Annotated in this window: 10 protein-coding genes and 1 riboswitch; of the genes, 1 reads left to right on the top strand and 9 read right to left on the bottom strand. The window is 71.9% G+C overall.

Annotated features, from left to right (window positions below; translation table 11 throughout):
• Positions 1-18: 18 nt before the first annotated feature.
• The 9 genes from eno to ACFW48_RS07320 form a co-directional block, all read right to left on the bottom strand.
• Positions 19-1,299 (bottom strand): phosphopyruvate hydratase, encoded by a 1,281-nt coding sequence (gene eno / locus ACFW48_RS07280; RefSeq protein ID WP_386311253.1) that lies wholly within the window; start codon positions 1,297-1,299, stop codon positions 19-21.
• A 257-nt stretch (positions 1,300-1,556) separates the two neighbouring features.
• The gene (locus tag ACFW48_RS07285; protein ID WP_386311255.1) at positions 1,557-2,282 is read right to left on the bottom strand and encodes a transglycosylase family protein; all 726 of its coding nucleotides are present in this window, start codon (positions 2,280-2,282) and stop codon (positions 1,557-1,559) included.
• A 3-nt stretch (positions 2,283-2,285) separates the two neighbouring features.
• Positions 2,286-2,452, bottom strand: a riboswitch (cyclic di-AMP (ydaO/yuaA leader).
• A gap of 181 nt (positions 2,453-2,633) precedes the next feature.
• Complete coding sequence (locus tag ACFW48_RS07290) at positions 2,634-3,650, bottom strand: transglycosylase family protein (RefSeq protein WP_386311257.1); 1,017 nt, start codon at positions 3,648-3,650, stop codon at positions 2,634-2,636.
• A gap of 143 nt (positions 3,651-3,793) precedes the next feature.
• The gene (locus ACFW48_RS07295; protein WP_386311259.1) at positions 3,794-5,101 is read right to left on the bottom strand and encodes a cytochrome P450; all 1,308 of its coding nucleotides are present in this window, start codon (positions 5,099-5,101) and stop codon (positions 3,794-3,796) included.
• A gap of 79 nt (positions 5,102-5,180) precedes the next feature.
• A complete protein-coding gene (locus tag ACFW48_RS07300) occupies positions 5,181-6,176 on the bottom strand; it encodes a nucleoside triphosphate pyrophosphohydrolase (protein WP_386311261.1) in 996 nt (331 codons plus the stop codon).
• 76 nt (positions 6,177-6,252) lie between these two features.
• Positions 6,253-6,900 carry a SurA N-terminal domain-containing protein gene (locus ACFW48_RS07305; protein ID WP_386311263.1) on the bottom strand — a complete coding sequence of 216 codons (648 nt, stop codon included), beginning with the start codon at positions 6,898-6,900 and terminating at the stop codon, positions 6,253-6,255.
• Between the two features lie 145 nt (positions 6,901-7,045).
• On the bottom strand, positions 7,046-8,536 hold the full coding sequence (gene pkaE, locus ACFW48_RS07310; RefSeq protein WP_386312058.1) for a serine/threonine protein kinase PkaE: 1,491 nt from the start codon (positions 8,534-8,536) through the stop codon (positions 7,046-7,048).
• Between the two features lie 38 nt (positions 8,537-8,574).
• On the bottom strand, positions 8,575-9,261 hold the full coding sequence (locus ACFW48_RS07315; RefSeq protein ID WP_386311265.1) for a hypothetical protein: 687 nt from the start codon (positions 9,259-9,261) through the stop codon (positions 8,575-8,577).
• A 228-nt stretch (positions 9,262-9,489) separates the two neighbouring features.
• Positions 9,490-10,272, bottom strand: coding sequence for an HNH endonuclease family protein (locus ACFW48_RS07320; RefSeq protein ID WP_386311267.1), 783 nt, complete (start codon positions 10,270-10,272; stop codon positions 9,490-9,492).
• Positions 10,273-10,406: 134 nt separating this feature from the next.
• Here ACFW48_RS07320 and ACFW48_RS07325 point away from each other — a divergent pair, with 134 nt between their 5' ends.
• The gene (locus ACFW48_RS07325) at positions 10,407-10,601 is read left to right on the top strand and encodes an antitoxin (RefSeq protein ID WP_121747470.1); all 195 of its coding nucleotides are present in this window, start codon (positions 10,407-10,409) and stop codon (positions 10,599-10,601) included.
• Positions 10,602-10,608: the final 7 nt, after the last annotated feature.

Consider the following 10,608-nt stretch of genomic DNA (forward strand, 5'->3'; position numbering starts at 1 on the left):
CCTACCGGGGGGTGGTGCTCAGCCCTTGAAGCGCGGGAAGGCACTGCGGCCGGCGTACACCGCGGCGTCGTCGAGGATCTCCTCGATGCGCAGCAGCTGGTTGTACTTGGCGACGCGCTCGGAGCGGGCCGGGGCGCCGGTCTTGATCTGGCCGCAGTTGGTGGCGACGGCCAGGTCGGCGATGGTGACGTCCTCGGTCTCGCCGGAGCGGTGGGACATCATGCACTTGAAGCCGTTGCGCTGGGCCAGCTCCACGGCGTCCAGGGTCTCGGTCAGCGAACCGATCTGGTTGACCTTGACCAGGAGCGCGTTGGCGGCGTTCTCGTCGATGCCGCGGGCCAGGCGCTCCGGGTTGGTGACGAACAGGTCGTCGCCGACGATCTGCACCTTGTCGCCGAGCTTGTCGGTGAGGACCTTCCAGCCGTCCCAGTCGTCCTCGAACAGCGGGTCCTCGATGGAGACCAGCGGGTACGCCTCGACCAGCTCGGCGTAGTACTCGGTCATCTCGGCGGCGGAGCGGGTCTTGCCCTCGAAGGTGTAGGAGCCGTCCTTGTAGAACTCGGACGCGGCGACGTCGAGCGCGAGGGCGATCTGCTCGCCGGGGGTGTAGCCGGCTTCCTTGATGGCTTCGAGGATGAGGTCGAGGGCCTCGCGGTTGGAGCCGAGGTTCGGGGCGAAGCCGCCCTCGTCGCCGAGGCCGGTGGCCAGGCCCTTGTTCTTCAGGACCTTCTTCAGCGTGTGGTAGACCTCGGCGCCCCAGCGCAGGGCCTCGGAGAAGGACTCCGCGCCGATCGGGGCGATCATGAACTCCTGGATGTCCACGTTCGAGTCGGCGTGCGACCCGCCGTTCAGGATGTTCATCATCGGCACCGGCAGCAGGTGCGCGTTCGGGCCGCCCAGGTAGCGGAAGAGCGGCAGGTCGCTGGCCTCGGAGGCGGCGTGGGCGACGGCGAGCGAGACGCCGAGGATGGCGTTGGCGCCCAGCGAGCCCTTGTTGTCGGTGGCGTCCAGGTCGAACATGGCCTGGTCGATCAGGCGCTGCTCGGTGGCGTCGTAGCCGACCAGCTCCGGGCCGATCTGCTCGATGACGGCGAGGACGGCCTTCTCGACACCCTTGCCCAGGTAACGGCCCGCATCGCCGTCACGGAGTTCGATGGCCTCGAAGGCACCGGTGGAGGCGCCGGACGGGACGGCGGCACGACCCGTGCTGCCGTCGTCGAGGCCGACCTCGACCTCGACCGTGGGGTTGCCTCGGGAGTCCAGGATTTCCCGGGCTACGACGACGTCGATGGACGGCACGAGCATCTCCTTCTTCAATGTGACGCTTCGGTGTGACGCGCGGGTCCGAGGACCGCGGCGGCTCTGCGGGTCCGAGCCTAACCGGCTCCGGGCGATCGGCCAGCCGATCGCCCACCCGGTGGACAGAACCGAGAGTAAAATGTTTCCGAACGGAACAAAGACGTTTCCGAAAACCCGTTCGGAACGGGGCGTGAAAAAACCCGCCCCGGTGCGTACGGGGGAACACGCACCGGGACGGGAGCAGGGAGGGCCGCTGCCTACTTCAGGTGCAGCTGCTGGCCCGGGTAGATCAGGTCGGCGTCGTCGACGATGTCGTCGTTCAGCTTGAACACCTTCGCCCAGCCGCCCTTGACGTCGTGCTCCTCGGCGATCGAGCTGAGGGTGTCGCCCTTGACGACCTTGTACTCGCCGTCACCCTTCTCGACCTTCTTGCCGGTCGGGGTGGTGACGGTCTTCTTCTCGGCCGGCTTCTCGGCCTTCGGCTCGGCGGCCGGGCGCTCGTCGGAGCGGGAGGCCTTCTGCTCGGTGGAGCGGTCGGCGGTGGAGCCGCTGCTCTCGCTCTGCGAGGAGCCGCTGTCCTGGCTCTCGCCGGAGCCGCCACCGGTGTACGCGGCGCTCGACAGGCCGGTGCCGCAGACCGGCCAGGCACCCTTGCCCTGACCCGCGAGCACCTTCTCGGCGATCTCGATCTGCTGCGCCTTGCTGGCCTGGTCGGCGGTGGCGGCGTACTGCGTGCCCCCGTAGCCGGCCCAGGTGGAGGCGGAGAACTGCAGACCGCCGTAGTAACCGTTGCCGGTGTTGATGGACCAGTTGCCGCCGGACTCGCACTGGGCGACGGCGTCCCACTCGGACGCGGTGGCGGCGGAGGCGTTGCCGGCCGCCATCAGCGGGGCGGCGACGGCGGCACCGGTGACGCCGGCGACGGCGATGACACGGGTGGCCTTGGACGGGCGGCGGTGCTTGCCCTTGCCGGAAAACAGCATGGTTGATCCCCTCACCGACGCCTGCGAGGTGAGCTGTCGGGTTCGGGCCGGTTGAGTTGCCCGGCCGGGTTCCTCACGGAACTCGGCTCCACCCCTAGCCGCTCCGGCTCAACTGCCCGGTGCGGCACTTACCTTGGGTCCCCCGCTCCTGCCTTCGGCGCTTGCGCGACGACTGTTCCCGGACGGCCGCTGGCAGGATTCGGCGTTGCGGCAGCCGGGGCCCGCGATGGCGAGCGGTCATGACCGTAGACCCGCGCTCCGCGGATTTTCAAAGACGATCACGGCTTCTGAGACCTATCTCTCACGTGATCCAAAACGGACATACAGTCTCGAACCGTGAGCGAACTGGCCCTACTTTTCGCCCGATTCGCCCGTGACCGTGAGCGTCTGACCGGGCAGGATGTGGTCCGGGTCGGTGCCGACGACCCCCTTGTTGCCGACGTAGAGCGAGCGCCACCCGCCGTCGAGGTCAAGGGAGTCGGCGATGCCCCAGAGACTGTCGCCGGACCGGACGGTGTACGAGCCGTCCGCGACCCCTCGCGACTCACCCTCACCGCGCGAGGCGTGCCGCCCCGACGACTCCGCCGCGCGGCCGTTCGCCGCGCCTTCGTCGGCACTGTCGCCGCGATGTTTGCCCGCGCCGGAGTCCCCGGTGTCGGTGAGCGCCGAATCCCCGCCACTCTGACCCGCCTTGTCCGTTTCGCCGGTCTCCGGAGGGGCCGTGGGCGAAGCGTCGGCACCCTGGGAGCCGGCGCTCTCCGTGGGCTCGGATTCAGGGGACGTGTCGGACTTGGTCGAATCGTCCCCGCCGCCCGACGTGGCGTCAGGGGTGGGGGGCGAAGACGACGAAGGGGACGAAGAGGGCGTGTCGGAGGTGGGTTCCGGCGACTCGGTCGTGCCGGACGCGTCGGGGGCGTCCGACACCTCCGGGGCTTCCGGCTCCTCCGACGTACCGTCACCCGACGAACCGGTTCCGCTGTCCGTGGACGCCGGGCCGTTGCCCATGCCGGCGAGCAGGGCACAGGTCGGCCAGGCGGCGATGCCCTGGTCCGCGTGCATCTTCTCGGCGACTCTTATCTGCTGGGAGCGACTGGCCTGGTCGGCGCTCGGCGCGTACTCCAGGCCGCCGTACTGCTCCCAGGCGTCCTGGGAGAGCTGCAGGCCGCCGTAGTAGCCGTTGCCGCTGTTCTGGCTCCAGGCGCCGCCGGTCTCGCACTCGGCGACACGGTCCCAGTTCGCCCCGTCGGCCGCGTGGGCGCCGGTGGCGCCGAGGAGCGGGATCGCGATGGCGGAGCCGGTCACTCCGGCTGCGACGACCAGGGCGGGAGCCTGGCGGGGGCGGCGGTGACGACCGTTCCCGGAGAGCATGCGACGACCTTTCACGAGACAGCGGGGACCGCGCGGCGGATGATGCTCGGCGCCACGCTGATTCGTGAACGTATAGGCAGATGATCGCTTGTCACAAGTTCATGCCGCGCAGATCACGTGAAGATCACAGAGTTGAGCGCGTGTCACTTTTGCGTCGACGACGAACCGTTGCCCGCCGTTGACGGGACGGGTGTGAACGACACGGGCAAGGTGCGCAGACCGCGCATGATGAGCCCGCCACGCCAGCGAAGGTCGGCCGGGTCCGCGTCGAGGCGCAGGTCCGGGAGGCGGGTGAGCAGCGTGGCGAGGGCGGTCTGTCCCTCCAGCCGGGCGAGCGGGGCGCCGAGGCAGTAGTGGATGCCATGGCCGTACCCGAGGTGCTGGCTGTCCCGGCGGGCGAGGTCGAGGGTGTCCGGGTCCGTGAACCGCTCCGGGTCCCGGTCCGCGGCGGCGAGTACGACGAGGACGGGGTCGCCGGCCGCGATGTCCTGCCCGCCGATGGTGAGCGGCCGGGTGGCGAAGCGCCAGGTGGCCATTTCCACCGGGCCGTCGTAGCGCAGGAGCTCCTCGACGCCGGTCTCCAGCAGGGCGTGTTCACCGGCGGCGAGGGACGTCTGCAGCCGGGTCCGCTGCTCGGGGTGGGTGAGCAGGGCGTACGTGCCGTTGCCGATCAAGTTGACCGTGGTCTCGAAGCCCGCGAACAACAGGATGAAGGCCATCGCCGCCACCTCGTTCTCGGTGAGGTGCTCGCCGTGGTCGGAGGCGCGGATGAGCCCGGAGACGAGATCCTCGCCGGGGCCGGGCTCGGGCGGCAGTGCCGCGCGCTTGCGGTGGATGAGGTCGGCGAGATAGCCCCGCATCTTCTTCACCGACCGCGCGACCCCGCCCCGTGGCCCGCCGCCGTGACGGATCATCATGCCCGCCCAGTCCCGGAAGTCGTCCTGGTCCTCCCGGGGTACGCCGAGCAGGTCGCAGATGGCGTAGATGGGCAGCGGGAACGCGAACTCGTGGATCAGGTCGGCGCTGCCGGTGCCGGCGAAGCGGCCGATGAGGTCGTCGGTGAGCTGCTGCACCCGGGGCGCGAACTCGGCGACCCGGCGGGGGGTGAACGCCTTGCTGACCAGCCGCCGCAGCCTCGTGTGGTCCGGCGGGTCGATGTTCAGCAGATGGGTCATCAGCTCGGCCTTCCGCTCCCCCGGAATGCCGGTCTTGCCCTTGGCGTGCGCGGGCTCGTCGTGGTGCGCCGGGTTCTTGGACAGCCGCGGGTCGGCGAGGGCCTGCTTGGCGTCGGCGTACCGGGTGACCAGCCAGGCCTCCACACCGCTGGGCAACCGCGTGCGGTGCACCGGCGCGTGCTCGCGCAGCCAGGCGTAGGCGGGGTAAGGGTCGCTCGCGAACTCCCAGGTGAAGAGCTCGGGGGCGGGACGGTCGGGCGTGGAGTGGTCGGTCACCCCTTGACCGTATCCGGGGAGCCGGCGGTGACCGGGGCGGTGGTGGCCCTCCCCCCGTCGGCGCCGGACGGCACCGGTCTCAGCCCCCGGCGCCCTCCGTCTGCCTGATCGCGTCCCGGTACGCCCGCGCCGCCGCTCTCAGTGCCGCCTCCGGGTCCGTGCCCTCGGCCTCGGCGCGGGCCGCCAGGGCCAGCAGTTCGTAGCCGACGCCCTCGCCGGCGGGCAGCGGGACCGGGAGGCCCGCCGTGCGGACGCGGGAGGCGAGCTTGGCGGCGAGGGCGAGACCGGGCTGGCCGAGGGGGACGCCTTCGGTGACCGAGGTGCGCTGCTTCTCGGCCGCCTTGGTGCGCAGCCAGTGCTCCCTGACCTCTTCGGGGGTGGACGCGGTCTCGTCGCCGAAGACGTGCGGGTGGCGGTGGATCAGCTTGGCGACGATGGTGCCGGCCACGTCGTCGACGGAGAACGGCGCGTCGGGGTCCTCCTCCGCGATGCGGGCGTGGAAGACGACCTGGAGGAGTACGTCGCCCAGTTCCTCGCGGAGTTCGTCGCGGTCGCCGTCCTCGATCGCCTCGACGAGTTCGTACGCCTCCTCGATGGCGTACTTGGCCAGGTCCTTGTGGGTGCGCTGGGAGGACCAGGGGCACTCGGCGCGGATGCGGTCCATGACCTGGACGAGGTCGAGCAGGCGGGCGCCCGGCAGGTCGTAGGAGGCGGGGAGCAGCTCCAGGTCCGGCATCGGGACGCGGCCGGACCCGGCGAGGCGGGCCAGTCCGTCGGTGAGGGCGGGGTCGCCCTCGCCGGTCGCCACGACCACCACCGTGCGGCCGCCGGCGCAGGCGGCGATCAGTTCCTCGGCGGTCGGGGCCGCCTCGTCGACCCGTATGCCCGCCTCGCGCAGATACGGCAGCTGCGGGTGGGCGCCGTCGGCGCACAGCACGCGGTCGGCGGTGCGCAGGGTCTGCCAGGCGGGCCAGGACAGCAGGCCGGGGGCGACGCGGTGGCTGGTGGTGAGCAGGACGACGCGGCCGGGGTCGGGGGCGGTGCCGGGGGCGGTGTCGGCGGTGGTTGCGTTCACGATCAGAACGTAACGCACGCGGCCGACAGCCCCGTGAGTTGTCCACAGGGGGCGGCGGAGCGCCCCCGCGGGACCGTTACGCCGTCTGTTGCGTCTGCGCCGCGGTGATCTCCCGCACCCACGGCACCTTGGTGTCGACGCGGCTGCTCTTCTGTACGTCCCAGGCGCCGTAGCGCGGGTTGAGGTCGACGTCGAGCTTCTCGGAGGCCTTGGCGAGGGCCTGCCAGAACTCGGGGCGGCTGGTGTCGGTGCCGAGGCTTTCGGCGAGCTTCTGGGCCTCCAGCTGGAGGCGGAGGTTGTCGTCGAGGCGCTCGGGCGGGACGCCGTACTGCTGGAGCCAGACGGTCTCCAGCTCCTTGGCGCCGCCTGCCTGCTCCTCCAGGCCGCCGCGCATCTCCTGCACTTCCCTGCGGCTGACGCTCACGCCCGCGTCCTGGGCGGCGCGGTGCAGGACCCGGTCGAGGACCATGCCGTGCAGGGTGTCGCGGGTGAGGGTGCCGGACCGGGCGACGACCTGCTGGTACTGGGCGTCGTCGGGGACGGCGGCCCGCTGCGCGTCGCGCACCTCGTCGACGCGGTTCTCCAGCTGGGCGACGGTGATCCGCTGGTCGCCGACGACGGCCGCCGCTCCCGGATGCGCGTCGTTGCCGCAGGCGGAGAGCAGGGGCGCCGCGGCGGCGATCGCTGCGGTGAGGAGGAGCGCGGTGCGACGGCGGCGGTGCAAGGAAACCTCCCGAGGAGATTGTGCGACGGTGCACAAAGTCTTGCGATGATCGATGGTAGGCAGTGGCCCGGCTCTGGCCAACCCATTCGACCAACGATTCACCAGGACTTCGGGCACCGCCGCGCCCCGGCCGGGGTGGTGGTCGTCAGCCGCGTACCTGGCCGAGCCACTGGAGGGTGCGCCGGATCTCGGCCGCGAGCGGGTGGCCGGGGCCGTGCAGGCGCTCCACGTCGTGCAGCAGCCGGGCCAGCGTCTCGTGGGCGGCGGCGCGGTCGCCGAGGGCGAGGAGCAGGTGGCCGATGCGGCGGCGGACGTCGTGGGCGAGGTCGGGGTCGCCGGCGACGTACTGGTTCTCGTAGTACGGCAGCAGCGCGCGGTACTCGGTGAGGGCGGCGGCCGGTTCGCCGAGCTGTTCCAGGCACTGGGCGGCGTCGTAGCGGTGGCGCAGGGACTGGGGGTCGGCCCGGCCCGCCTCGGCGGCGCGTTCGTCGGCCAGGCGGCGCAGCTCGGGCAGGGCGCGCCGGTACTGGCCGTCGTCCATGAGGGTGGCGGCGTACTGCTTGCGCAGGGTGCGGACGACCGGGGAGCGTTCGCCGTGCTGTTCGGCGGCGGCGGGCAGGATGGCGCCGAGGATGTCGACGGCCTGGGTGATGCGGCCCTCGCCGAGGAGGCGCTTGACGTCGTCGACGGCGCGGGCGACGTCCGGTTTCTCGGCCTCGGCGGCGGGCGGCACGGGCGCCGGCTGGGGCGCGGGGGTGCGGGCGCGGTCGGGCCAGGGGGCGTGCGGGCGGACGAAGGGGCGGGTGGGGTCGAGAGGGCCACCGGTGGGCATGCCGCGCGCGGGCAGCAGCAGCGCCAGGTGTTCGTAGACCTCCTGGGCGGAGGCGGGCCGGTGCTGGGGGTCCTTGGCGAGCAGGCGCAGGACCAGGGCTTCGAGCGCTTCGGGGACCTCGGGGCGGATGCGGCGCACGGGCAGCGGCGGTTCGTACAGGTGCCGGTGGAGCACGCCGAGGGCGGTGGAGCCGGCGAACGGGACGTCCCCGCTGAGCAGTTCGTGCAGGAGTACGCCGAGTGCGTAGAGGTCGGTGTAGGGGCCGACCGCGCCGCCCATCGCCTGCTCGGGTGCCATGTAGGCGGGCGAGCCGATGGGGGTGCCGGTGTGGGTGAGGCGGGTGGTGTCGGCGTCCATGACGGAGGCGACACCGAGGTCGAGGACGGTGACGGTGCCGTCCTGCTTCACCATCACATTGCGCGGTTTGAGGTCGCGGTGGACGATCGGCACGGCGTGCACGGCGCTCAGGACGGCGCACAGCTGGGCCGCCACCGCGACCGCCCACTGCCAGGGGTACGGGGCGTGTTCGGCGAGGTGGTCGGAGAGGTCGGCGCCGTCGACGTACTGCATGACGAGGAACAGCTCCTCGCCCTCGCTGCCCGCGTCGTGCACCGTGACGAGGCCGGGGTGGTCGACCTGTGCGGTCACCCGGCACTCGCGCACGAACCGGCGGCGCAGTTCGTCGGCCTCCTGGCCGGCCACCTTGTCGGGGCGCAGCAGCTTCACCGCCACGCGCCGGTCGAGCCGCCGGTCGTACGCCGTCCAGACCTGGCCCATGCCGCCCTGGCCGATGAGGGTGGACAGCTCGTACCGGTCGGCGACGACACGTCCTGCCGCCACGGTCACCGTCCGCCCTCGCGGTTGCCGTTGCCGTTGCCGTTGCCGTCGTGCTTGCGCAGGTAGTCGCTGAGTTCGTCGAGCTCGGCGCGGACCTGGTCGATGCGGGCGGGGGTGGGGTGCTGGGGCGGCGGGGTGGGAGCGGGCCCCGGGGGCACGGGCGTCCGGGTCACCGGGCCCTGGGAGGCCGGTGCTTGGGGTATCGGCGACCGGGGCGCCTGGAAGCCGGGGTGCGCGGGCCGCGGGGCCGGGGTGTGCGGGGGCTGCGGTACGAGCGTGGGCGCGTACGGTCCCGCGGGGTGTGTCGGGCCGTAGTGCGCGGCGGGGGCTTGCGGCGGCGGCGCGTAGCCGGTGAACTGCCGCGGTGCGGCGTGCAGGCGTATGTCGACCACGAGGAAGTACGCGCCGGCCACCGCTCCGATCAGCAGGAGGGCGGCCATGGCGACGTCGGTCCGGCGGTCGCCCTCCGGCAGCGAACCGACCACGGCGAGGCAGCCGATGGACGCCGGCAGGCTCAGCCAGGCCACGGTCCAGTCGAGCCCTCGGCCGCGCAGCACGGCGATCCGGAACAGCGGGACGCAGGCGAGCAGACCGCACGTCAGGAAGCCCGCGGCGGCGAACAGCACGCGCAGGGTGATGACGGTGGCCGCCCCGCGGGAGGGCGGCGGCCCGGCGGCGCTGTTGCCGTACATGACTGCTCCTGGACGATGATGCCGACGTGCCGAACGGACGAACGGGCCGTTCGGTGTGAAAGTCCGAGCGTATAGGCCGGGGCCGACAGTGGTCCCCGGTTGTACCGAACCGTTGCCGTACCGATCACCACCAGGTCATCGACCGGGTGCCCGCCGGCTTCATGGGGTCACCGTAGGCAGTGGCCCGACGGGCCGAAAGCGGGTTTCGCCACCGCTCCCGGGCCCGCTTCAGCCGCCGCACTGCCGCAGCATCGCCTGCCGGTCCGGTGCGGTCACCGCCAGTTCGTACTTGACGGCGACCTGCGCGAAGCGGACGGCGTACGCGCACCGGATCGGCTTGGCGGGCGGAAGCCAGGAGGCCGGCCCCGAATCGCCCTTGGCGGAGTTGGCGCGGCCCTGGACGGGGAGCAGGTTGAGCGGGTCGTTCGCCAGCTGTTCGCGTTTGCTCTCCGTCCACCGCGAGGAGCCCATCTGCCAGCTGTACGACAGCGGGACGACGTGGTCGATCTGGACCTCGCTCGCCTCTTGCTTGCGCCACTCGATGGTCGTGCCGGTGTACGGGTCGTCCAGCGTCATGGCGACGACCACGCAGTCGGAGCCGGAGCGGAAGCGCAGCTCCTGGCCGTCGCGTCGCAGGAGGTCGTTGCGCGTGTCACAACCGTTCCGGGCGAGTGGCACGCCGTCGGCCGAGTCCATCCAGGCGTAGCCGAACTCGTCGCGGTCGTACCCCGTCCTGGGGCCGCGTCCCTTGGTCTTCAGGCCCTCGATGAGCCGCCGGGCCGTCGCCTCGTGGGTGTCGCCCGTGACCGGGCCGAGGCCGGGGTCGGTTCCGTCCGGGTTGCGCAGAGGGCTGACGGCCTGCCCTGCGGCCGGTGCCTCGGCACCGCCGCCCGGGGACGAGGTGCCGTCGCCCTCGCCGTCGCCCCGAAGGCCCTCGCATCCGGTGACCAGGGCCAGGGCCAGGGCCGCGAGCGCGGCCCAACCGGTACGGATCCTGCTGTGCCGCCTCATGCGTGCCCTCCCCTTGCCGTTCGCCGGTATCACCGTAGCGACGCAGAGGTCCAGACCATAGTGGGCTTTATTGGGCATGTGGGGCATATTTGTCGTACGGTCGACAGTGAGTCACGCCTCGGAAGGAGCTCTGCATGGGCATCCTCGACAAGATGAAGAGCATGGCCGGCAAGGACAAGGACAGGTCAAGGAAGATGTCCGACGCCGCCGAGCAACAGGTCAACAAGAGGACCGGTGGCAAGCACGAGAAGCAGGTCGACGCCGCGCAGCAGCAGGCCGAGGGCAAACTCGGCTTCGGGCGCGAGCGGGGCGGCCCCGACCAGCAGTAGCGCACTC

The organism is Streptomyces sp. NPDC058812 (genome assembly GCF_042744565.1).
GTDB lineage: Bacteria > Actinomycetota > Actinomycetes > Streptomycetales > Streptomycetaceae > Streptomyces > Streptomyces thinghirensis.